We start from the raw sequence: 23,157 nt of genomic DNA, 5'->3' as shown, positions 1-23,157 counted from the left end.
AGCACTCTCGGGTTGAGAGTGCGAACGAGTCTTTCGTGTCAGCGTCAAGAAAGAAGAGGTAGACCGTGTCGGTTTCCATCAAGCCGCTCGAGGACCGCATCGTCATCCAGCAGGTCGAGGCCGAGCAGACCACCGCGAGTGGACTGGTCATCCCCGACACCGCCAAGGAGAAGCCCCAGGAGGGCGAGGTCGTGGCCGTGGGCCCCGGCCGCATCGACGACAACGGCAACCGTGTTCCGCTCGACGTCGCCGTCGGCGACCGCGTGCTCTACAGCAAGTACGGCGGCACCGAGGTGAAGTTCGGCGCAGACGAGTACCTCGTCCTGTCGGCCCGCGACGTCCTCGCCGTCGTCGTTCGCTGATCTCAGCGACCTTCGCTTCGAAGGCCCGGATGCTCAGGCATCCGGGCCTTCGTGCGTCACGCATCGTGCGTTTCCTGCCAAGGTGGCGGATCGCGTCCTCCGCTGTCCGACCCCGGTCGTAGGGTTGATCAGTGATCACGCAGACCCCACCACGCACCGAGCAGACGGCCGGGGTCCTCTACGCCCTCGGGGCGTACCTGCTCTGGGGCGTCCTTCCGCTGTACTTCCTCCTGCTCGTGCCGACGGGGCCGTGGGAGGTCGTCGCGTGGCGAGTGCTCTTCTCCCTCGCGTTCTGCGTGGTCCTGCTCGCGATCACGCGCGGATGGCAGCGGCTCTGGGCCATCGTCCGCCAGCCGCGGCTGCTCGGGCTCACCGCGCTCGCAGGGCTCCTCATCTACGTCAACTGGCAGGCGTTCCTCATCGGCACGCTCGACGACAAGGTCGTCGAGACATCGCTGGGGTACTTCATCAACCCGATCACGACCGTGCTGCTCGGCGTCTTCGTCCTGCACGAGCGGATGCGACGACTGCAGTGGGTGGCCGTCGGGATCGCCGCGCTCGCGGTCGTCGTGATCATCGTCGCCTACCACACGGTCCCGTGGATCGCCCTGACGCTCACGCTCTCTTTCGGCGTCTACGGCCTGATCAAGAAGAAGATCGGTCCATCGGTGGATGCCGTCAGCGGACTGACCCTCGAGTCCTTCTGGCTCATCCCGATCGCGGTCGTCCAGCTCGTCGCCGTCGGGATGACCACCGGCATCACGATCGGCAACAACGGCGTGTGGCACACCGTGCTGCTCTGCTTCGCCGGTGTCGCGACCGCGGTGCCGCTGCTGCTGTTCGCCTCCGGCGCTCGCCGGATCAACCTCACTGTGATCGGGATGATCCAGTTCATCACGCCGATCATGCAGTTCCTCATCGGCGTGGTGATCCTCCACGAGCCCATGCCGACCGAACGCTGGATCGGTTTCATCCTCGTCTGGGTGGCGGTCGCCGTGTTCGTCGTCGACCTGCTCCTCGCGGCGCGGCGACACCGTCGGACTCCGGCTCCCGAGCTCGTCTGAGCGGCCAGGGCGGGCGCCGTCATCAACGCGAAACAAGATCGTTAGCGCACCGATACCCGCGGGTATCGGGCCCGGTCATAGGGTTAGAGCACCCGAGCGCGGTGTCGCCGTGTTCGCTGTTGTCGAAGGAGCAATATGAACGGTTTGCAGGGTTCGCGCCCCAAGCTTCTGGCAGGAATCGCCCTGCTGGGAGCATCGGCGCTGGTCATCGCGGGATGCAGCACGACCCCGCCCGCCCCCGAGTCCTCCGAGGGATCGGGGACGACCAACGAGCGTCCGGAGAACGTCGACCTGACGCTGAAGCTGGGCTCGCTTCTTCCCGCTACGGGTACTCTCGCCTTCCTCGGCGCCCCGATGGAGGCGGGTGTTCAGCTCGCGGTCGCGCAGATCAACGAGGCGGATGCCGGCATCCAGGTCGAGCTGACCAGTGAGGACGAGGGCGACCTCGACAACAAGGCGTACGAGACCTCGATCACCAACCTCCAGAGCGCCGGCATCACGGCCATGGTGGGTGCGGCATCCTCGAGCGTCACGAAGCTGATCCTCGACGGCAACGCCGGTGCGGGCATCCTCACCGTCTCGCCGTCCAACACCTCGCCGGACTTCTCCGGGATCAACCCGCTGTACTTCCGCACGGCGCCGAGCGACCTGCTGCAGGGTGAGGTCCTGGGCAACCAGATCGCCGAGGACGGGCACAAGACGCTCGGCATCATCTACCAGAACGACCCGTACGGCACCGGCCTGTTCGAGGCGATCAAGAGCACGTTCGAGAGCACCGGTGGCGAGGTCGTCGCCGACGCCTCCTACAACCAGGGCGATGGCCAGTTCAACGCTCAGGTGCAGACGATCGCGGCCGAGAAGCCGGATGCCGTGGCCATCGTCTCGTACGACCAGTTCGCGACCATCGCGCCGCTGCTGGGCAACGCGGGCATCGACACCGGTTCGTTCTACCTCGTCGACGGCAACCTCAAGGACTGGCCGGACCTGCCCGTCAGCCTCGAGGGCTCGAAGGGCACCCGTGCCGGCGCCGAGCTGCCGGACGACTTCATCGACCAGCTCAACGAGGTCTGGACCGCCGAGGGCAACGAGCCCATCGACGCGCTGACCTACTCGGCTGAGGCGTACGACGCAGCGACGCTCATCGCGCTGTCGGCTCTGTACGCGGTCTCCGTCGAGGGCGAGGACATCGCCGGCGCCATGCGCACGGTGTCCGGTGGAGAGGGCGATGGCGAGCCGTGCACGAGCTTCGCCGACTGCGCCGAGATCATCAACGCCGGCGGCACGCCGGACTACGACGGTTACTCGGGCAAGGTGACCTTCGACGAGAACAACGACCCGAAGGGTGCTGACATCGGCATCTACGAGTTCGACGCCGAGAACGTGCAGACCCGCATCAAGTAAGTCGCACACGAAAGGGCTCCGGATGCCGCGGCATCCGGAGCCCTTTTCGTGCGCGAGACCTACGCGGCGTCGGTGCCCAGCGTGCCCAGGTACAGGCCGATGACCTTGGGGTCGTTCAGCAGATCGCGACCGGATCCCTCGTACGCGTCGCGGCCCTGATCGAGCACGTAGCCGCGGTCGCAGATCTGCAGGCAGCGCCGGGCGTTCTGCTCGACCATGATCGTCGTCACGCCCGCCTTGTTGATGTCGGACACCCGGATTAACGCGTCATCCTGGCGCACCGGTGACAGACCGGCGGACGGCTCGTCCAGCAGCAGCACCGACGGATCCATCATGAGCGCACGCGACATCGCGACCATCTGGCGTTCGCCGCCGGACAGCGACCCCGCCCGCTGCTTGAGCCGCTTGCCGAGCTCGGCGAAGATCCCGGTGACGAACTCCAGGCGCTCCGCGAAGGCCTTGGGGTTCTGATAGAGCCCCATCTGCAGGTTCTCCTCGATCGTGAGCGAGGGGAACACGTTGTTCGTCTGCGGCACGAAGCCGACACCGCGGGCGACGAGCTTGTCGGCCTTGAGTCCGACGATGCTCTCGCCGTTCACGGTGATGTCGCCCTGGCGCACCTGCACCATGCCGAAGATCGACTTCAGCAGCGTCGACTTGCCGGCGCCGTTCGGGCCGATGATGCCGATGAGCTCGCCCTTGCGGGCGATCAGGTGCGCCCCGTTGAGGATGTTGACCCCCGGCAGGTATCCGGCATGCACGTCGGTCAGTTCGACGACGACGTCGCGGGTGTCCTCGGTCATGGCTTCTCCTCCTGGGGCTCGTCGGACGCGATCTCCGCCTCGGCCTCGGTCTCGATCTGAGTGCGCAGACGCTCGGCCGCGGCATCCGACACCACGGGGATGCGACCCGTGACCGCGCCGAGGTCGACGTCCTGGTGAGCGCCGAGATAGGCGTCCACGACCGCGGGGTCCGCCATCACCTGATCCGGCGGGCCCTCGGCGACGACGCGTCCCTCGGCCATCACGACCACCCAGTCGGCGATGTGCCGCACCATGTGCATGTCGTGCTCGACGAACAGTACCGTCATGCCGAGGTCCTTGAGGCTCAGGATGTGCTCGAGGAGCGACTGGGTCAGCGCCGGGTTGACGCCGGCCATCGGCTCGTCGAGCATCACGAGCGTGGGGTCGCTCATGAGCGCGCGTGCCATCTCGAGCAGCTTGCGCTGGCCGCCGGACAGGGATGCCGCGAAGTCCTTCTCCTTGGCGTCCAGCTTGAAGCGCGCGAGCAGCTCGCGGGCGCGCTGCTCGATCTCGGCCTCCTGCTGGCGCCAGAGGAAGGGGAACAGGCTCGCCCAGAACCCCTCACCGCGCTGGTTCGGCGCGCCGAGCTTCATGTTCTCGAGGACGGTCAGCAGGGACAGCGACTTGGTGAGCTGGAACGTGCGCACCTGCCCCAGCTGCGCGACCTTGAATGAGGGGACTCCCGAGAGATTCTTCCCGTCGAACGACCACGTGCCCGAGTTCGGGCGGTCGAACCCGCAGAGCAGGTTGAAGAGCGTCGTCTTGCCGGCGCCGTTCGGCCCGATCAGTGCGGTGATCGCGCCGCGCGGGATCTCGAGGTGATCGACGTCGACGGCCGTCAGGCCGCCGAAGCGGCGGGTGACATGATCGGCGACGAGGATCGGGTCGACCTTCTCGACGCCGGGAGCGGCAGGGCCCTTCGCGAGCCCCGTGGTCTTCGCGCGCGGTGCCGGCGTGGCCGGCTGCGCGGCGTTCGTTTCACTTGACAAAGGTCATCTCCCTCTTGTTCCCGAGGATGCCCTGCGGCCGGAAGATCACGATCAGCATCAGCACCACGCCGATCAGGATGTACCGCACCATGTCGGCCTGAGCGGCGGTCATCGGCAGCATCCCGGCATCCGCCATGGCCGGAAGAAGGCTGCCGAGGAAGGCGAACACGACCCAGAACAGCACGGCGCCGAGCGTCGGGCCCAGCACGGTCGCCGCTCCTCCGAGGAGCAGGATCGTCCACAGGAAGAACGTCAGTGACGTGGAGTAGCTGCCGGGGATCACCGCGGACGGCAGCACGAACACGATGCCGCCGAGGGCCCCGAGCACGCCTCCGACGACGAGCGCCTGCATCTTGTATGCGAACACGTTCTTGCCCAGCGAGCGCACCGCGTCCTCGTCCTCGCGGATTCCCTTGAGCACGCGCCCCCACGGGCTGCGCATGAGCGCCCACACCAGCAGGACGGCGATCGCGAGCATGATGAGTCCGAACACGCGCACCCACAGGTCGTTCGCGTTGTACGTCCACGGGCCGAAGCCGTAGGTTCCGGGCGGGAACGGATTGATGTCGCGGAAGCTCTGGTGATATCCGGAAAGTCCACCGGCCGAGTTCGTCCACTCCTTGAACAGCTCGGTGAGGAACAGCAGCCGGACGACCTCGGCCGCCGCGATGGTCGCGATGGCGAGATAGTCGGCGCGCAGACGGAGGGTCGGGATGCCGAGGATCAACGCGAACAGCGCTCCGCCGATGAGGCCGATCAGCATGCCGATCCACCAGGGCAGACCGAAGCTGAGGATCGAGATCGCGTAGCCGTAGCCGCCCACAGCCATGAACGCGGCCATGCCGAAGTTCAGCAGGCCGGTGTACCCGAAGTGCACGGCGAGCCCGGTCGCCGCCAGGGCGTACGCCATCGTGGTCGGGCTGAACAGATACGCGGCGGTGTTGCCGAAGATGTTGCCGAAGTCCATGCGTCAGCCCAACCTTTCCTTGCGGCCGAGCAGGCCCTGAGGCCGTACCAGCAGGATCACGATCAGCGCGACGAGGGCGCTGGCGTACTTGAGGTCGCTCGGGACACCGAGCAGCGTCGACACCTCGACCGCGAGACCCACGATGATCGATCCGATCAGGGCGCCGATCGCAGATCCGAGGCCGCCGAGCGTGATCGCGCAGAAGATCAGCAGCAGCATCTGCATGCCCATGTCCCACTTCACGCCGGGGCGGAAGTACGCCCACAGGATGCCCGAGATCGCCGCCAGGATTCCTGCGACGATCCAGACGATGCGGATCACCTTGTCGACGTCGATTCCGGATGCCGCGGCCAACTGCGGGTTGTCCGAGATCGCGCGGGTGGCCTTGCCGACTCTGGTCCGGGTGAGGAAGAACGCGACGCCGAGGATCGCGACGAGGCTCACACCCATCGCGATCATGTCGATGTACGACAGCGACACAGGACCGAGCTTGATCGGCGTGGGGCTGGCGCCCGGCAGCTGGTAGGTGCCACCGCCGATCATGTACTGCAGGGCGTAGCGCAGCGCGAGCGACAGCCCGATGCTGACGATCATGAGCTGGACGACCCCGAGGCCGCGGCGTCGGAGCGGACGCCAGAGCCCGGCATCCAGGGCCCATCCGAGCAGCCCCCCGGCGACGATCGCGGCGATGATGCCGAGCCACATCGGAAGATGCCAGAACGAGGTGACCAGCAGAGCGACGACGGCGCCCCAGGTGACCATCTCGCCGTGCGCGAAGTTCGACAGCTTCGTGGTGCCGTAGATGAGCGCGGCTCCCATGGAGGCGAGTCCCAGCAGCAGACCGAAGTTCAACCCGCCGACCATGCGCGACAGCAGCTGGTCGATGAACGAGGTCGTCTCCCGGACGCCTTCGCCGAGGAACAGGTTGACGATCTTCGTCCCGGTGAGACCGAACTCGACCTCGAACGACGCCGTCGTCCCTGAGAGGGGCTGCATGCCCTCGGGCAACTGGGTCGCGTCGACGATCACGCCGTCGGGGAGGGTGTCCTCGTCGACCGTGAGCACGTAGGTCGCGGCTTCGGGGACGTAGAGGCGCCATCGGCCCTCGGCATCCGTCTCGGTCTCGGCCTCGAAGTCCTCGCCCTCCACCGACATGGTGACGTCGGCGACGGGTTCGTCGTCGAAGGTGATGACGCCGGCGAGATAGAAGTCGGTGACCTCCTGGCCGTCGTCGGTCTCCTCCGCGGATGCCGATGAGACGGCGGCGGCGGGCGACGGCGCCTGGAGGGCCAGGAAGGCGAAAGCGAAGAGCGTTCCGATCAGGGCGATCGCCCATCGGATTCCGCTCCGTTTCGCCGAGATCGTCGGACTCACAGAACCTCCCGTCCAGTACACAGGCCAAGACGGAGTTGTGCATCGGCCCTGATGTACGACGGTATGAGCGTAGTGTGTCGATTCTGTTTCGGCCAATGCACGATCTGCTCACGATCTGTCGGTGATTGCCGCACGGGCCGGGCTCGCGCGCGGGAATAGCACGGGGGCCTCCGGCGCTTAGAATTGGTACACCCCGCGCCGCGCCCCGCCACCCCCAGGAGGATCATCCATGGACCAGCACGACCCGTTCGGTTTCGTCGGACTCACTTATGACGACGTGCTGCTCCTGCCGGGGCACACCGACGTCATTCCGAGCGAGGCGGACACCTCGTCGCGGATCTCGCGGCGGATCTCGGTGGCGACGCCGTTGCTGTCGAGTGCGATGGACACCGTCACGGAGTCGCGCATGGCGATCGCGATGGCGCGGGAGGGCGGCATCGGCATCCTGCACCGCAACCTGTCGATCGCGGATCAGGCCGCGCACGTCGACCGGGTCAAGCGCAGCGAGTCGGGCATGATCACCGATCCGATCACGACGACGCCGGACGCGACGGTCGAAGAGGTCGACGCGCTGTGCGCGAAGTACCGCATCTCGGGTCTTCCGGTGGTCGACCCGGACGGCAAGCTCGTCGGCATCATCACGAACCGCGACATGCGCTTCGTCTCCGGTTTCGAGCGTCAGACGACGTTCGTGAAGGACGTCATGACCAGCGAGGGGCTCGTGACCGCTCCGGTCGGCGTGGCCGCTGGTGAGGTCATCGCGCTGTTCGCGAAGCACCGCGTCGAGAAGCTGCCGCTCATCGACGAGAACGGCAAGCTCGCGGGCCTCATCACGATCAAGGACTTCGACAAGAGCGAGAAGTACCCGCTCGCCACCAAGGACGAGCAGGGACGACTGCGCGTCGGCGCGGCGATCGGGTTCTTCGGCGACGCGTGGGAGCGCGCCGAGGCGCTGCGGGATGCCGGGGTCGACCTGCTCGTGGTCGACACCGCGAATGGACAGTCGCAGGGCGTCATCGATCTGATCCGTCGCCTGAAGGCGGACGCCTCGTTCGAGCACATCGACATCATCGGCGGGAACATCGCGACCCGTGAGGGCGCACAGGCGCTCATCGATGCCGGAGCCGACGCCGTCAAGGTCGGCGTCGGACCGGGGTCCATCTGCACGACCCGCGTCGTGGCAGGTGTCGGCGTGCCGCAGGTGACGGCGGTCTACGAGGCGTCGCTCGCCGCACGTCCGGCCGGGATCCCGGTGATCGCCGATGGCGGCCTGCAGTACTCGGGCGACATCGCGAAGGCGCTCGTCGCCGGTGCGGATGCCGTGATGCTCGGCTCGCTGCTGGCCGGAACCGACGAGTCGCCGGGTGAGATCGTCTTCCAGAGCGGCAAGCAGTTCAAGCAGTACCGCGGCATGGGCTCGCTGGGCGCGATGCAGACGCGTGGCAAGCAGACCTCGTACTCGAAGGACCGCTACTTCCAGGCGGATGTCCCGAGTGACGACAAGCTCATCCCCGAGGGCATCGAGGGCCAGGTCCCGTACCGCGGCCCGGTGTCGGCCGTCGCGTACCAGCTCATCGGCGGCCTGCGTCAGTCGATGTTCTACGTCGGTGCGCGCACGATCGAAGAGCTCAAGACCCGCGGCAAGTTCGTCCGCATCACCGCGGCCGGACTCAAGGAATCGCACCCGCACGACGTGCAGATCGTCGTCGAAGCACCCAACTACAAGAAGTAGACGGTACGACGAGGGGGACGGATGCCGCGGCATCCGTCCCCCTCGTCGTCGTTGTGACTGCGGGCTCAGCCGCAGGTGTAGGTGACGCCGTCGACGTCCCAGACACCGGGGCCGAGCTCTGAGCAGATGACGGCGAGGCCGCCGAACACGGCTGCGGCGACCGAGATCGCGATGACGATCCAGAGGACCGTGAGGATCGCGCCGATGATGATTCCGGCGATCGAGAGTCCGCGCGGTGCACCGATCTTGCCCAGCTTCACGGTCGCGATGATGCTGATGATCATGCCGATGAGCGGCAACAGGAACGCGAGGACGAAGCCGGTGATCGCCAGGCCGCGACCGGGAACGGGTGCCGGCGCGGCGGCCGCCCCGGGGTAGGCGGGCGCGGGGTACCCCGGCGCCGGCTGCTGAGCGGCAGGAGGAGTGTAGTCGGGCTGCGTGGGGTCGGTCATGGTTTCTCTCCTTCTCGCGGACGGCAGTGACCTTCTCGAGGGTAGTGAGCCGGTGCGTGCCGCGCCACCGCGTGACATGGGTACCTCTTCCCTCCTGTCGGTGCTCGGGCGTAGCGTGCCGGTATGTGCCGAAGCATCCACACCCTTCACAACTTCGAACCGGCCGCGAGCTCTGACGAAGTGCAGGCGGCCGCGCTGCAGTACGTCCGCAAGATCGCCGGGACGACCAAACCGTCCAAAGCGAATCAGGATGCGTTCGATCGTGCCGTCGCCGAGATCGCGCACATCACGCAGCACCTGCTCGACGATCTCGTCGCCACGACCCCGCCGAAGAACCGCGAGCAGGAGGCGGAGAAGAAGCGCGCCCGCGCGATCGCCTCTGGGCGCTACGCCGCCTGATCGCGTGGGACGGACAAGCCGTCGGATCGCCGAACGTCAGACGATGATCGCCACCGCGGCGAATGCCGCAAGGCCGACCAGACCGGCGCCGGTGATCGCCTGAACGCGACGGTCGATCAGGCACATCGCCGAGAGGAACCCTGGCATCGTGCCGCCGGCCCGCGTGTGGATGATCGCGGCCAGACTCGGCAGGCAACGCCCCAGCGACACGAGCGTGAACAGCGCTGCACCGAGCAGCGGATTCCCGGCGAGCATCAGGCCCAGAACCAGCAGGTAGTAGGCGCTGGAGCGGATGAAGATCATGAATCCGGGTCCGATCATCGTGCCGAACAGGAACGACACCTTCCACGGTTCCATGGTGCGGCGAAGCCGCCGGGGGAGCTGCCGGCGACGCATGGGCGTCGGCATGCGCAGCATGCCGAGCTCGTGCAGACCGTAGAGCACGGCGGTCAGAGCCCAGATGCCGAGCGCGATCCCGACGCTCAGGAAGCCGCCGACCAGCATCCCGATCCCGCCGATGAGCGCGCCGGTGGGCGTTCCGGTGAGGATGGAGCCGAACGCGTGCCATCCGAGCCGGCGGGCGGGGGTCGAGGTCCCTCTGCGTCCTGGCTGCTTGGGTGCGGCGACCACACCGGCGACGGACATGCCGCAGGTCGACCAGTTGGCGGCGATCGCGGTCAGCGCACCGGCACCGACGATGGATGCCGTCATCGCGAAACCGCTGCTGGCGGGGGCCAGAGCAACTGCAGCGCCGATGCCCGCGGCCGCAGCGGTCACGGGCAGGAGCAGCCGGGCGCGGCGGGATACGGCTTCGCCGACGGTCGGACGCAGTTGCGGCGCATCGTCGGCGAGTGCGGGATGAGCCAGGGCTTCGCGGAGCGGCGCATCGATGGTGGTCATGGTTCCTCCAATGGTGATCGGTTACTCCGAGACCGTGACGGTCCCGGTCATATATGGATGGATGGAGCAGGCATAGGGATGGGTTCCGGCTTCGGAGAAGGTCACGCTGAACATCCCTTCGCCGACGATCTCGCTGTCGAACGAGCCGTCTGTCGCTTCGACGTGGTGGAACATCCCGCCGTCGTCGAACACCCACCGCACGGTGTCGCCGACCGAGACCTCCACCTCGCCGGGCACGAACTGCAGATCGCGGATCTCCACGTCGACGGTGCGCGGTGCCGGCGACGCCTCGGTGGGCGAGCACCCGGTCGCGAGGAGCCCGGCGGCGAGCAGCACCGGTGCGGCGAACGGCATGGTCCGGCGCCCGATCATTCCTCGACGATGACGGTGCCGACCATCATCGGGTGCGGGGTGCACGAGTAGTCGTAGGTGCCGGCCTCGTCGAACGTGTAGGAGTACGTGCCCTCGGTGAGGAGCTCGCTCTGCAGGAGCCCTTCCAGATCGCCCTCTCCGGACACATCGTGCGGCATGCCGCCGTCGTCGAAGATCCACTCGACGGTGTCGCCGGGATGGATGGTGACTTCAGCGGGCTGATACGACATGTCCTTGACCGTGACCGTCACCACGTCACCTGCGGCGGACGCGGCCGAGTCGGTTCCGCTGCTGCAGCCGGTCAGAAGGGCGGCCAGTGCCAGGCTCGCCGCCAGTGCGGCACCGGCAAGGCGGGTTCGGGTGATCATCGATGTGCTCCTCTCATCGGATGTACCGCAGGTTCGCGGTCATCCCGGCTTCGAAGTGGTACGCGTTGTGGCAGTGGAACATCCACTCGCCGGGGTTGTCGGCGTCGAACTCGATCGCCAGCTCCTGCCCCGGTAGGACGTTGACCGTGTCGCGGCGCAGGCCGCCGTACCCGGGGATGGCGAAGGTGTGGCCGTGGGTGTGCATCGGATGCCACATCGGCGTGCTGTTCGCCATCGTGATCCGCACGCGTTCGCCCTGTTTCATGACCAGTTCACCGGCGTCGCCGACCATGCCCCACGCGTAGCGGTCGCCGGCGACGATGAGTTCGACGCGGTAGTCGCGGTCGGGCTCGCGGACGTCGAGGACGGTGCTCTGGGCCGGACGCAGCTCGCTCTCGAGAACGAGCCGGCGGTCGTGCTCTGGGAGCCGGGCCGGCAGCGGTCCGGCGGACACTGCGGCATCAGCCGTGCGGAGCACCGTGGCGGCGTGTCCCTCCCGTCCCTCGACCGCGGCGACCACCGGCCACGCGCCGGACGAGGCGGTGATCAGGACGTCGACCCGCTGCGCCATGCCGATGATGACAGCGTCGGCGGTGGCGGGCTCCGTGTCGAATCCGTCCACGGCGACCACGGTCAGCTCGTGGCCTGCGACGGCGAAACGGTACGGCGTCTCCGCGGCGGCGTTGATGACGCGCAGCCGCAGTCGCTGGCCGGCGAGAGCTTCGATCGGCTGCGGATCGGCCGGTGGTCTCCCGTTGATCAGGTGCATCGGATACGCGATGTGCTGCGTCATTCCACCCAGCGACTCGGATTCGCCGTGTCCGTCGGCGATGAGCTTCTGCGCCGCGGCGTACTCGTCGTCCGAGGCCGTGGCGGACGTGCTGGTCGCGGCCGGAGTCTCGCCGCCGTGGTGACCGTGAGCGCCTGCGAGTGCGGGATTGAGCGCGAGCAGCACGGCGTCCGGGGTGCTGCCGAGCCCGTCGAGCCAATCGTCCAGCACGAGCACGACGTCCGCATCCGCGCCGGTGGCGTCATCGGGGTCCTCGACGATCAGGGCTCCGAACAGGCCGCGGTCGGCCTGCAGGCCGGAGTGCGAGTGGTACCAGTGCGTGCCGGGGTCGGGGACGACGAAGTCGTAGGCGTGCTCTCCACCGTTCGCAGCGATCGGGCGCTGCGTCGTCGGCGCAGCACCGTCCATGTCGTTGCGGATCCGGATGCCGTGCCAGTGCAGAGTGGTCTCGGCGGGCAGCCCGTTGCTCACGGCGACCTGCATGCGATCGCCGCGCCCGACGCGGAGCACGGGAGCCACCGCTTCCCCGCCGTACGCCCACGTCGACACCTGCCTTCCGGCGAGGTCCACGACGGCTGGTGCGGCGGCGAGGGAGAAGGCGGCGACCCGGCCGGAGGCGGCGCGGTCCCGCTCCGCCTGCGCCACCTCCGGGTCGTTCGGCTTGATGTAGTCGTACCCGGGTCCGGTCTGCGAGGTCTGCGGTCGGGCGGCCACCGCGCACCCGGCGAACCCGAGCATTCCCGCACCGACGACGCCGGCGCTCGCGACGCCGAGTCGGAGGAACGCCCGACGAGAGGTCTCGACGCGCAGGGCGGACCCGGGCCGGTTCATCCGATCACCTGCGGGGTGAGCAGACGCGACGGCGAGTCGGTGAAGTCGTCGATGACCGCTCTGGACGTCTCGGCACCGGTGCGCGCATCGAAGCCGACGATCGTGAGCGACTCGTCCGCGCCGGATCCGACGACGTGCAGCGTCTTGCCGTCGACCGAGTATCCGAAGGCATCGAGGGAGGTCAGGCCCATTCCGGCCAGCTCCAGCGTCGCCAGCGTGGTGAAGTCTGCGGGGTCCGAGAGGATGAGCTTCACCTCATCGCCGCTGTCGACAGAATGCGGGTGGATCGCCGAGTCGGTGTAACTGATCACCATGCTCGTCGCCGGGTTGTTGATGAAGGACTGCGCGAACCTCCCGGAGTCCTGGCCGGCGTTGCCGATCGGCGCGATCGGGTCCGCGGGAAGACCGTCGGCGAGGTCGAACACGAAGACGTCGCCGTTCGCCGAGACGAGAAGGGACTGCCCGGCATCGAACGCCTGACTCGCGTACCGGTTGCTGACGAAGTCCTCGGGCAGCACATCGGCGCGGCCGGCATCCTCGATCCCGCCGTCCTTTCCGATCGAGAGCTGGATGATCTGCCGCTCGTCCTCGCACACCGAGAAGATGTCGTGCCCCACGGCCCAGGTGAACGGGCCGCAGCCGAGCAGCTGCAGGGCGCCGGTCTCCTCGCCCGTCTCGAGGTCGTAGACCCGGATGCCGTAGAGCGCGTCGTCCCAGAAGGCGAAGTATCGACCATCGTCGGTGACGACGCTCGAGCCCCACCGCGAATGAGCGCGGGTGTAGTCCGCCATCTCGATCTCGTCCGGTTCGAGGAGATTCCCCGAATACGTGGAGATCGTGAAGTCCGCAGCGCCTCGGGTACCGCGCGGACGCCACACCTCCTGGGCGAGAACCGCCGGGTCCTCGGCGTCAGCGCCGACGAAGGGATGGATCACGGCGTCCCAGATGCCCGGTCCGGTGGCGAACTTGGCGGTCGCCTCACCGGTCGCCGGGTCGATGACCTGCGAGGAGACCTCGAGGTTCCAGGTCTCCCCGACCAGCAGGACTTCGTCGGATCCGATGGGGTCGATCGAGCCGACGTGCAATGGCTGCGGGATCCCGTCGGCATCCGGGATCTCCTCGTCCGAGGACCCGAGCGTGGTCTCCTCGTCGGCGGCGGTCCACGGCTGATCGGGCAGTTCGACGAAGCCCGCAGGGGTTTCGGCGGGAGCCGGGTCGGCAGTGCATCCGGCGAGCGCCAGGGCGGCGGCCACCAACGACGCGGCACGAATCGTCCGCCTCCGCGACGCCGTCACGATCCGGCCCCCACCTTGGGACGCACAGCGGGTCGCACCTGGCAGTCCGTGCCGATGATCGGCGCCATGGTGCACGTGTACGACTGCGACTCGTCGGAGACGCACCAGATGATCTCCTGATCGAAGGATCCCGATACCGGGTTGTACATGATGGCCTGGTTGTCGGGCTGTCCGCAGAACGTGTTCGAGCATCCGCTCGCTCCGCAGCAGTCGTAGTAGGCGATCAGATAGGTCTTGTCGTCGTCCGGGTTGGTGCAGCAGCCGACCCAGAACTCGGCGCCGGGCTTGGACCCGGGCGAGCAGGTGGTCATTCCGCCCCCGGCGCAGGATGTGCACGGGGTGCCGTCCATGTTGCACCAGCGCCAGTACTCGCAGGTCGACGAGTCCCCGGTCTGATCGAATGCGGGGAACAGCTCGCCATCGGGCAGCGCGGCCGGGTGGGAGGCGGGGCCCGCGGATGCCGGTTCGGCATTCGTCGCGGCGAGGGCTCGGCTCACCGGGAGCGCCCCGATCACGGCCACGCCAGCGGCACCGATGCCCACGCGTCCGAGGGTTCCGAGCATCGATCGCCGACTGGTCGTCTCACTCAGGCGACGTCCGAGACGGCTGATCCAGCTTCCGCCTCGGCCGGCCATCCAATCGGCCTGCTCCTGCATGGCCGACTCATCGATCGGGTATTGGTTCTCAGTCATGAGGTCGGTCTCCTTTCTGTCGTCCTGTCAGCGGCGTAGCGAGGAATCGAACGCCGGCTCGGGGGTCAATGCGCGGCGAGTCCGCCGGGCACACGGGTCTGGGACTGCTCATGCAGGTGCTGCAGCGAAGGGCTGCCGGTGTCCAGCGCGTTCAGCAGGCTCTCGACGTGAGCAAGCTGGTTGCACAGACCCTTGCCGCGGATCCGGCCGTGCGCGTCGAGGACGACGCCGTACGGGGTCGTCCCCACCTGGTAGGCGATGCCGACGTCACGGGCGTCGACGTACGCGAGTTCGTCGCGGATGTCGGCACCGGCGAGGAAGGCTTCGTGCTCCGCCGGGGTTCCGTCGGACACCATGACCACGTCGAGGTGGCGGCGCTCGGCCTTCGCGAGGGCCTTGATCCCGGGGAGCAGGCTCTTGCACGTCGAGCACTTGGGGCCTGTGAACATGAGCAGCTGAGGGCGCTCACGATGCCCGCCGATGCTGATGGTCCGTCCGAGATGATCGGTGAGCCCCTCGAACGACGGGCCGACTTCGGCCACCTTCGGCCCGGAGTCCATCATCCGTGCGCCGAGCGGTCCCAAGCGCACCTGGATGCGTCCGAGTTCTCGTGCCAGGGCGAGGTTCGTCAGGAACAGAAAGGCGACCGCGACGATCAGGACGATCACCGAGATGAAGAGGAAGAGCGTCATGTGGATTCCTTCTGTCGAGCGTGGCGGGGGGCGATGTCAGCGGGAGGGGGAGCGCAGCTCGTGCTGCGCGTATGCGAGGTGGGAGTCGAGGGAGCGGCGCCCCGGATTGATCACGGCGTGGACGGCCAGCGCGCCGAGAACCGCCGTGAAGACGAGCGCCGCGAGCGCCAGCCCGAGCGCCTGCTCGGGAAGCGGGGTCACCGCGATTCCGTAACCGCCGGGGACGAGCGCGAGTCCCGCCGCCGTCGCCGCGAGCAGCAGTGCACGGATCGCGTGGAACCAGGAGATCCGCGGCGTGTGGCTCTCGGACCGGAAGGCGAAGCATCCGCAATCCAGTTCGCGTCGCCCCCTCAGCAGGTTCAAGGCGAGCGCCGCGAAGAACATCAGGAACAATGCAGCGGCGCAGGCGGGGACGACGGGTGCGGGAACGCCCGCGACCAGGAACGCGCCGAGCAGGACCTCTGCCAGCGGCAGCACCGCGGCGGCGAGCCGTTCCAGCGGTGCCGGCAGCAGTCGATAGCCCTGCACGGCCTGGAGCATGCCGCGGCGGTCGCGGAGCTTCGGGATGCCTGCCAGCAGCAGCATGCCCCCCAGCAGTGCGGAGACAGCGGTGGGGATCATGGGTCCGCTCCTCGTCATCTTCCGGCCCCACAGGGTGCGGGAACCGATGACAGCGATGCTCGCGCAACGGCTTTTCCGTGGTGCGTCCGTGCCGTAACGCTTCACGGACATGTCGTGGGACGTGGTCTGCATCGCATCTCACCTCTCGTCACACGACGGAAACTCGGACGACGTGAGATCGCAATCGCGCGCGCCTAGATTCGCTGTGCCGACCGGCCGCACTCGCCGGCGGCGACACGGCGAAAGCGAGCAGGAGGCTCAGTGCGCGCACTGGAACGGGCGATCGCCGAACGCGTTCCCGTCGAGGGAATCGCATCCGTTTCGCCGTTGCACGGCCTGCGCCGTCGACGCATCGGCCCGATGGACGTCGCCGCGCAGTCGTTCGCCGCCGTCGCGCCGGCTGGTGTCGCGTTGATGAATCCGGGGACGGTCAGCCGGCAGGCGGGGCCGTACGCCCTCGCCTCGGTGATCACGACGGTCCTGGTCGTCGTTCTCCTCGCCTTCGTGATGAGTCAGTTCACCCGCCGAATCGCGAGTGCCGGATCGCTCTATACATTCGTGGTCCGCGGGCTCGGCCCGCGCGCCGGTGTGGTCGCGGGTGCCTGTCTCGGTGTCGGTTACGGCAGCATCGCCATCGTCTGCATCGTCGATGCTGCTGCGCGCGTGCAACGCATGTCCGGTGGCGGCGTCGGGGCGGCGATCCTCGTCGTCGTGACGACGGTCGTGCTCATCGCCGCCGTGAACGCACTGGGGGTGCGGATCTCGACGCGGGTGCTCTTGATCGTTGAAGCGCTCGCCGTGGTCACAGTGTCGGTCATCGCCGTCGCGGTTCTCGTCGGTTCGCACGGCAGGCTCCCCGCGGCGCAACCGGTCGTCGGACTCGATATGCACGCGGTACTCGCCGGCGTCGCCGTCGGGTTGATCGCCTTCGTCGGATTCGAGTCCGGGATCGCTCTGGGGCCGGAGACCCGGCGCCCCCTGGCATCCGTGACGCGTGCGCTCGGCTGGACCGTGCTCGCCGTTTCGCTCAGCTATCTGCTCGCGGCGACCGCCCAGCTCGCCGGTCAGGCGCCGTTCCACAGCAGCGGCGAGATCTCGGAGATGGCGGCGACAGGCTTGGGCCTGCACGGACTGACGGCGTTCGTCGAGGTCATCATCATCCTCTCCTTCCTCGCGTGCGCGCTGGCGACGACCACAGCGCTCGTGCGGCTGCTGTTCGTGATGAGCCGGGAGGGTCTGGTCGGAGACGTCTTCGGCCGGACGGGGGCGCGAGGGACGCCTGCGGCCGGCGGTGCACTGGTTGCTGCGGCCGTGGGTGCGATCGCTCTGGCGGGCGCAGCGGTGCCGGACGCTTCGAACGCGGTCAGACAGATCGCCGACGCGGCGGCGATCCTGGGTTACGTCTCCGTCTACCTGCTGGTGGCGGCGGCAGCCCCGCTGTTCCTCCTGCGCATCGGCGAGTTCCGATGGGTGTCGGCTCTGCCGGCATTCATCGTCGTCCTCGTCCTCGCGGTGACCTTGGGGCACTACGTGGCAGCGGTGCCCACCGAACGGATCGTCTTCGTGCTGGTCGCCATCGGGTCCATCGCCATGCTGGCCATCACCCTGATGCTGCACGCTCAGCGCCGCTCCGCTGTGCTGCATCGCCTCGGGATCTACGACCTGCCGGTCGCCGCCGACACGATCGGAGGAACACCGGCGACCGCTGCGAACCAGCCGCCCAGAGCGGATGCCACGCCATGAACCGGACGCCGGGCGGTGGCGGCGACCGCCTGGAGCTGGCCATGGAGGTGCTCGAACTCGTCGCCCAGCATCGCACCGGCATCTCGGCGAACGACCTGGCATCGGCGCTCGACATCCCGCGTTCGTCGATGTACCGCGTCCTGAACACGTTGGTCCGGCAGGAGTTTCTCGTCCGCAGGCCGGACCTGACGGGCTTCATCCTCGGCGTGCGTGTCGTCGAGCTCGCTCGCCATGTCACGGGGCGTCGCACCGGGCGGCACGACGTGATCCTGGCGAGACTCCGACAGGACACCGCCGGTGCCATCCACCTCGTTCGTTTCGTCGGCGACCGATTGGAGCTGATGGACGAGGACCCGCTGCATCCGATCTCAGACATGCGCGGTTTCCTCGCTTCTTCGGAGCGCTCGGCGGCCGGACAGCTGCTGCTCCTCGAGCGCATCGAGCAGGGCCTCAGCGTGCCGCCGAGCGCCGGCGCGCTGGCGGATGCGACCCGTGCCAGGGGATACGCGCAGCAGGTCGGCCTGCTCTCGGCGGATCGTGCCTGCATGGCCGTTCCCGTCCATGCCGGGCCGCGGCGCGTCGGCGCGATCGCGTTCGCCGATGCGCCGAGCGCGATATCCGCAGCAGCGCGCCACGTGCCGCGGCTGCGATCGGCGGCCGAGGAGGTCGCCGCTCTGTGGGTCGAGCACGCCGGACCGCCCGCTCGTGCGCCACTAGAGTGAGCGCATGGATTCACCGGGGAGTTCGGCGCTGACCAGGAGCCAGGTCGCCCGTTACGCGATCGGTTCGCTCGGCACCGGCGGCTTCGCCACACTGCCGGGTCTGGTGCTGGTCTACTACCTCACGGATTCGCTCGGCGTCGCGGCGCTCGCCGCCGGGGCGATCGTGACGGCGGCGAAGATCTGGGATGTGCTGATCGACCCTGTCATAGGCGGGCTCAGCGACCGGTCCTACGCGCAAGCGGGCTCGAGGCGCCGTTTCATGATTCTCGGCGGCATCGGTCTGCCGGTCGCGTTCGTGCTGACGTTCGCCGTGCCCGGCGGGCTCGGGCCGCTCGCGTCCGCGCTGTGGGTGCTGATCGCCTTCATGCTCGCGGCGACCTGCTTCAGCCTGTTCCAGGTGCCCTACATCGCGTTGCCGGCTGAGCTGACGGACAGTTATCGCGAACGCACTCGCCTGCTCAGCTGGCGCGTGGTGGTGCTGACCATCGCGATCCTGCTGTTCGGCGCGGGCGGTCCGGAGCTGCGCGGTCTCTTCCCGGATGACCCGCTGCGCGGCTACCTCGTGATGGCGCTCGTCGCCGGCATCGTGCTGGCCGTCGGGATGCTCGTGTCCGCGTCGGTCGCCCCGCAGCGCCCTCCGCTGCCGGTCGTCGCGGGGATGTCCATCGGTGCGCACTACCGCGCCGGCATCCGCGTGCTGCGCGAGAGCCAGCCGTTCCGCGCACTGCTGGTCACCTTCATGTTGCAGGGGCTGGCGACGGGTCTCATGCTGGCGGGCGCCCAGTTCGTCGCGCGCTGGATCCTGAAGGACGAGGGCGCCGTCACGCCGCTGTTCGCCTCGTTGATCGCGCCGGCGCTGCTGATGGCTCCGGTCTGGAAGCGCATCGCCGATCGTGTCGGCAAGGAACGCGCGTTCCGACTCGCGAGCCTCGTGTTTCTGCTCGCGACTCTCGTCCTCGTCGCCATGACCTGGCTGCCCGGCTGGTGGATCCTCGCGCCCGTCGCGCTCGCCGGAGCGGCGTACGCAGGCATGCAGACGCTGCCGATGGCGATGCTCCCGGACGTGATGGCGCACGATCGGTCCGAACACGCCGGCGCGAATCGAGCCGGCGTGTTCAGCGGAGTCTGGACCGCGGGGGAGACCACGGGAATGGCCCTCGGCGCGACCGTCCTGTCGATCGTGCTCGCCGCCACCGGCTACCTCGAGTCCACCGCCGGCGTCGTGATCGCACAGCCGCCGGCGGCCATCGCCGGCATCGCCGTGGCGTTCAGCGTCCTCCCTGCCGCGCTCATGGCGCTGAGCCTCGTGACGCTCGCGCGTTACCGGCTCCGCGAGCGCGACATCGCAGGGTCGATGGCGTGAACGACGGCATCCTGGAACGGTTGCGCCGACTGCGCGCGGCCGACGCGCCGACGCACGGCGGGCACGTGCTCGCCTACGTCTACGACTCGGGGATGCCGGAGCTGGACGAACTGGCGGATGCCGCGGCATCCCTCGCCCGTCCGGTCAACGGACTCGACCCGACCGTCTTCCCCTCCGTGGCCGCCATGGAGCGCGAAGTGATCCGTTTCGTGCGGCGAGCCGTGCACGGCGGGCGCGACGTCACGGGCTCCGTGACCAGCGGCGGAACCGAGAGCTGCCTGCTCGCCGTGAAGACCGCGCGCGAGCTGTGGCGAGCAGAGCATCCGGATGCCGTGGCCGCCGGCGTGCGACCGCGACTGCTCGCGCCGGTGACCGTGCACGCCGCGTTCCAGAAGGCCGCACGACTGTTCGATCTGGACTTCGATCCGGTCCCGTGCGGGTCCGACGGAGTCGTGGTCGCCGATGCGCTCGTCGCACGTCTGGCGGGCGACGTCGCGCTGGTCGTCGTGTCCGCGCCGGCGTATCCCTCGGGCGCGCTCGATCCGATCCGTGTCGTCGCCGCGGCTGCTCGTGCCCGCGGCATCCGGTGCCACGTCGATGCCTGCTTCGGCGGGCTCGTGCTGCCGTGGTGGCGCGATGTGCCGGACTGGGACTTCCGGGTGCGCGGTGTGACGAGCATGTCGGCCGATCTGCACAAGTTCGGCTACGCGCCCAAGGGCGTCTCGGTGCTGCTGCATCGAGGGAGGCGGCAGCATCGTGCGCAGTTCTTCGCCACGACCCGCTGGCCGGGCTACCCGGTCGTGAATCCGACGCTGCTGGGCACGCGATCCGCGTCGCCTCTGGCCGCGGCGTGGGCGATCGTGCAACGACTGGGCGATTCCGGCTACACCGATCTGACAGCGTCGATCGCTCGGGTCGCCGACGGCATCCGCGACGAGGTCGAGCGCATCCCCGGGCTCGCAGTGATGGGCCACCCGATCGGCCCGGCGATCGCGCTGGTCGCCGACGCCGACGCGCCGCGGGAGCTGCGGGTGGACCCGCATCGGCTCGCCGACGAGCTGGCGCGCCACGGCTGGCGCATCCAGCATCAGCCGGGGTTCGTGCAGTCCGACGGAACGCGTCTGCCGCGCAGCGCCCATCTCACGCTGACGCCGGTCCTGGAGCGATCGCTGACCGAATTCCGGCGCGCACTCGGGCGGGCGGCCGATGCCGTGCGAGGGCGCCGGCCCGCTGACGGCCGCGTCCTCGCGGGCGCTGTTCGCGCGCTCGGATACGGCGCCGATCGGGTGCCGGGGCCTGCGGCATCGTGGCGACTGCTGCGTCTGGCCGGGGCGGGCAGGATCGCGTCGGACCGGCCGATGGCGACTCTGCTTGCGCTGATCGAGGAACTGCCGGCGCCGGTGGCGGAGGCGCTGCTCACCGAACTGCTCGCGCGGATGTCGGAGCCGCGCTGACCCACCAGGGGCGGATGCTGATAGCCTGGTCGGCTTGCTTCACGACGGGTGCGGTGGGCGGAAGGACGACCCACCGTGGGCTACATCGATGTCTCGGCGATCTCGCTGACCCTGCCCGATGGCAGGCCCCTCCTCGACGAGGTGACGTTCCGCGTCGGAGCCGGCTCCACCAGCGCCCTGATCGGGCCGAACGGCGCGGGCAAGACCACGCTGCTGCGGATCATCCGCGCGGACACGGCGGCGGACTCCGGCGTCGTCACGATCGACGGCGGCCTCGGCGTCATGGACCAGTTCGTCGGCCATGGCGAGGCCGGTGAGACCGTGCAGGACCTGCTGACGAGAGTCGCTCCGCGCCGCATCCGTGCCGCCGCTGAGGCACTGGAGTCGGCGGAGAACGCGCTCATCGAACGCGATGAGCACGACACCCAGATGGCGTACGCCGCGGCGATCGCCGAGTACGCGGATGCCGGCGGGTACGAGCACGAGACCGTCTGGGACCAGTGCACGGTCGCCGCTCTCGGTGTGCCGTACGAACGGGCCAGATATCGCGAGCTCGTCACGCTGTCCGGAGGCGAGCAGAAGCGGCTCGCCCTCGAAACGCTGCTGCGGGGACCGGACGACGTCCTGCTGCTGGACGAGCCGGACAACTATCTGGACGTCCCGGCCAAGCGCTGGCTGGAGGAGCAGCTGCGGCAGACGCCGAAGACGGTGCTGCTCGTCTCGCACGACCGGGAGCTGCTCGCGAGAGCGGCCGACCGGATCATCACGCTCGAACCGGGTGGCGCCGGTGCCACCGCATGGGTGCACGGCGGCGGCTTCGCCACGTATCACCAGGCGCGCGAGGACCGGATGGATCGCCTGGACGAGTTGCGCCGGCGCTGGGACGAGCAGCACGAGAAGCTGCGCACGCTCGTCGCGACGCTCAAGGTGAAGGCCGAGGCGAACGACGGGTTCGCGTCGCGCTATCGGGCGGCGCAGACGCGGCTGCGCAAGTTCGAGGAGGCCGGGCCGCCCGAAGAGCGCCCACCGGCGCAGGACTTCGACATGCGCCTGCGGGGAGCGCGGACCGGCAAGCGCGCCGTGGTCGCCGAGCGGCTGGAGCTGACCGGCCTGATGCGACCGTTCGACGCCGAGATCTGGTTCGGTGACCGCATCGGCGTGCTCGGCTCCAACGGTTCGGGCAAGTCGCACTTCCTGCGGCTGCTCGCCAGAGGAGGCACCGACCCCGATCCGACGCTCGGGCACGTGACGTCGACGGGCGAGCTGGTGACGGAGGTCCCGCACACGGGCCGCGCGATCCTGGGCGCCCGAGTGGTGCCAGGGCTTTTCGCGCAGACGCACGCGCACCCGGAGTTCGTCGGCCGCACGCTGCTCGAGATCCTGCACCGCGGAGACGATCGTCGGGCCGGGATGCCGCGGGATGCCGCGAGCAGCGCCCTGGACCGCTACGGGCTCGTCCGGCAGGCGCAGCAGAGTTTCGACTCGCTCTCGGGCGGTCAGCAGGCCCGCTTCCAAGTGCTGCTGCTCGAGCTCTCGGGAGCGACGCTGCTGCTGCTCGACGAGCCGACGGACAACCTCGACCTGGAGTCGGCCGAGGCACTGGAAGACGCGCTGACCCGCTTCGACGGCACAGTCCTGGCGGTGACGCACGACCGCTGGTTCGCCCGATCGTTCGATCGGTTCCTCGTGTTCGGCTCGGACGGCGAGGTGTACGCGGCCGACGAACCGGTGTGGGACGAACGCCGTGTCATGCGCGCCCGCTGAGACGCTC

The 23,157-nt window shown here is 68.7% G+C and carries 23 protein-coding genes; 10 read left to right on the top strand and 13 right to left on the bottom strand.

From position 1 onward, the window contains the following. The first annotated feature begins 65 nt into the window (after positions 1–65). The 3 genes from groES to M2317_RS14280 all read left to right on the top strand — a co-directional run bounded on the left by groES (position 66) and on the right by M2317_RS14280 (position 2,827). A complete protein-coding gene (gene groES / locus M2317_RS14290) occupies positions 66–362 on the top strand; it encodes a co-chaperone GroES (RefSeq protein WP_067242196.1) in 297 nt (98 codons plus the stop codon). A gap of 134 nt (positions 363–496) precedes the next feature. Then, the gene (rarD, locus tag M2317_RS14285; RefSeq protein ID WP_429461595.1) at positions 497–1,426 is read left to right on the top strand and encodes an EamA family transporter RarD; all 930 of its coding nucleotides are present in this window, start codon (positions 497–499) and stop codon (positions 1,424–1,426) included. A 135-nt stretch (positions 1,427–1,561) separates the two neighbouring features. After that, positions 1,562–2,827, top strand: coding sequence for an ABC transporter substrate-binding protein (locus tag M2317_RS14280; RefSeq protein ID WP_429461237.1), 1,266 nt, complete (start codon positions 1,562–1,564; stop codon positions 2,825–2,827). A 59-nt stretch (positions 2,828–2,886) separates the two neighbouring features. On the opposite strand, the gene M2317_RS14275 is transcribed toward M2317_RS14280, so the two are convergent. Genes M2317_RS14275 through M2317_RS14260 form a run of 4 tightly spaced genes read right to left on the bottom strand, consistent with a single transcriptional unit; the run spans position 2,887 to position 6,960 of the window. Beyond that, positions 2,887–3,630, bottom strand: coding sequence for an ABC transporter ATP-binding protein (locus M2317_RS14275; RefSeq protein ID WP_429461235.1), 744 nt, complete (start codon positions 3,628–3,630; stop codon positions 2,887–2,889). Next, entirely contained in the window at positions 3,627–4,619 is a 993-nt protein-coding gene (locus tag M2317_RS14270; protein ID WP_429461233.1) for an ABC transporter ATP-binding protein, read from the bottom strand. Before M2317_RS14270 ends, M2317_RS14275 begins: the two co-directional genes overlap by 4 nt. Continuing rightward, entirely contained in the window at positions 4,609–5,586 is a 978-nt protein-coding gene (locus M2317_RS14265) for a branched-chain amino acid ABC transporter permease (RefSeq protein WP_429461231.1), read from the bottom strand. Before M2317_RS14265 ends, M2317_RS14270 begins: the two co-directional genes overlap by 11 nt. A gap of 3 nt (positions 5,587–5,589) precedes the next feature. After that, entirely contained in the window at positions 5,590–6,960 is a 1,371-nt protein-coding gene (locus tag M2317_RS14260; protein ID WP_429461229.1) for a branched-chain amino acid ABC transporter permease, read from the bottom strand. A gap of 229 nt (positions 6,961–7,189) precedes the next feature. Here M2317_RS14260 and guaB point away from each other — a divergent pair, with 229 nt between their 5' ends. Continuing rightward, the gene (gene guaB / locus M2317_RS14255; RefSeq protein ID WP_429461227.1) at positions 7,190–8,692 is read left to right on the top strand and encodes an IMP dehydrogenase; all 1,503 of its coding nucleotides are present in this window, start codon (positions 7,190–7,192) and stop codon (positions 8,690–8,692) included. 65 nt (positions 8,693–8,757) lie between these two features. Here guaB and M2317_RS14250 read toward each other — a convergent pair whose 3' ends face one another. Then, positions 8,758–9,144: a DUF4190 domain-containing protein gene (locus M2317_RS14250; RefSeq protein ID WP_429461225.1), complete on the bottom strand. Its 387-nt coding sequence runs from the start codon at positions 9,142–9,144 to the stop codon at positions 8,758–8,760. Between the two features lie 123 nt (positions 9,145–9,267). On the opposite strand from M2317_RS14250, the gene M2317_RS14245 reads away from it, so the two are divergent. After that, on the top strand, positions 9,268–9,543 hold the full coding sequence (locus M2317_RS14245) for a DUF2277 domain-containing protein (RefSeq protein WP_429461223.1): 276 nt from the start codon (positions 9,268–9,270) through the stop codon (positions 9,541–9,543). Positions 9,544–9,579: 36 nt separating this feature from the next. Here M2317_RS14245 and M2317_RS14240 read toward each other — a convergent pair whose 3' ends face one another. The 8 genes from M2317_RS14240 to M2317_RS14205 form a co-directional block, all read right to left on the bottom strand. Further along, complete coding sequence (locus M2317_RS14240; RefSeq protein WP_429461222.1) at positions 9,580–10,443, bottom strand: hypothetical protein; 864 nt, start codon at positions 10,441–10,443, stop codon at positions 9,580–9,582. 21 nt (positions 10,444–10,464) lie between these two features. Then, a complete protein-coding gene (locus M2317_RS14235) occupies positions 10,465–10,815 on the bottom strand; it encodes a cupredoxin domain-containing protein (protein ID WP_429461220.1) in 351 nt (116 codons plus the stop codon). Continuing rightward, on the bottom strand, positions 10,812–11,183 hold the full coding sequence (locus tag M2317_RS14230; protein WP_429461219.1) for a plastocyanin/azurin family copper-binding protein: 372 nt from the start codon (positions 11,181–11,183) through the stop codon (positions 10,812–10,814). Before M2317_RS14230 ends, M2317_RS14235 begins: the two co-directional genes overlap by 4 nt. Before the next feature lie 13 nt (positions 11,184–11,196). Beyond that, positions 11,197–12,804, bottom strand: coding sequence for a multicopper oxidase family protein (locus M2317_RS14225; RefSeq protein ID WP_429461217.1), 1,608 nt, complete (start codon positions 12,802–12,804; stop codon positions 11,197–11,199). Then, a complete protein-coding gene (locus M2317_RS14220) occupies positions 12,801–14,099 on the bottom strand; it encodes a hypothetical protein (protein WP_429461216.1) in 1,299 nt (432 codons plus the stop codon). Before M2317_RS14220 ends, M2317_RS14225 begins: the two co-directional genes overlap by 4 nt. Next, on the bottom strand, positions 14,096–14,791 hold the full coding sequence (locus tag M2317_RS14215) for a methylamine dehydrogenase light chain (protein WP_429461214.1): 696 nt from the start codon (positions 14,789–14,791) through the stop codon (positions 14,096–14,098). Before M2317_RS14215 ends, M2317_RS14220 begins: the two co-directional genes overlap by 4 nt. 65 nt (positions 14,792–14,856) lie before the next feature. Further along, complete coding sequence (locus M2317_RS14210) at positions 14,857–15,483, bottom strand: redoxin domain-containing protein (protein WP_429461212.1); 627 nt, start codon at positions 15,481–15,483, stop codon at positions 14,857–14,859. A gap of 36 nt (positions 15,484–15,519) precedes the next feature. Continuing rightward, entirely contained in the window at positions 15,520–16,104 is a 585-nt protein-coding gene (locus M2317_RS14205; protein ID WP_429461210.1) for a MauE/DoxX family redox-associated membrane protein, read from the bottom strand. Between the two features lie 261 nt (positions 16,105–16,365). Between M2317_RS14205 and M2317_RS14200 the strand changes: the two genes are divergently transcribed. The 5 genes from M2317_RS14200 to M2317_RS14180 all read left to right on the top strand — a co-directional run bounded on the left by M2317_RS14200 (position 16,366) and on the right by M2317_RS14180 (position 23,150). Continuing rightward, positions 16,366–17,847, top strand: a complete 1,482-nt coding sequence (locus M2317_RS14200; protein WP_429461208.1) for an APC family permease — start codon at positions 16,366–16,368, stop codon at positions 17,845–17,847. After that, on the top strand, positions 17,844–18,569 hold the full coding sequence (locus tag M2317_RS14195; RefSeq protein WP_429461206.1) for a helix-turn-helix domain-containing protein: 726 nt from the start codon (positions 17,844–17,846) through the stop codon (positions 18,567–18,569). The genes M2317_RS14200 and M2317_RS14195 overlap by 4 nt, the downstream gene beginning before the upstream one ends. A 4-nt stretch (positions 18,570–18,573) precedes the next feature. After that, complete coding sequence (locus tag M2317_RS14190) at positions 18,574–19,932, top strand: MFS transporter (RefSeq protein WP_429461204.1); 1,359 nt, start codon at positions 18,574–18,576, stop codon at positions 19,930–19,932. Beyond that, a complete protein-coding gene (locus M2317_RS14185) occupies positions 19,929–21,386 on the top strand; it encodes a pyridoxal phosphate-dependent decarboxylase family protein (protein ID WP_429461202.1) in 1,458 nt (485 codons plus the stop codon). The genes M2317_RS14190 and M2317_RS14185 overlap by 4 nt, the downstream gene beginning before the upstream one ends. A gap of 75 nt (positions 21,387–21,461) precedes the next feature. Then, positions 21,462–23,150 carry an ABC-F family ATP-binding cassette domain-containing protein gene (locus M2317_RS14180; RefSeq protein WP_429461200.1) on the top strand — a complete coding sequence of 563 codons (1,689 nt, stop codon included), beginning with the start codon at positions 21,462–21,464 and terminating at the stop codon, positions 23,148–23,150. Positions 23,151–23,157: the final 7 nt, after the last annotated feature.

Source organism: Microbacterium sp. ZKA21 (genome assembly GCF_050434165.1).
Lineage (GTDB): Bacteria > Actinomycetota > Actinomycetes > Actinomycetales > Microbacteriaceae > Microbacterium.
This window is presented reverse-complemented; position numbering and strand designations above follow the sequence as displayed.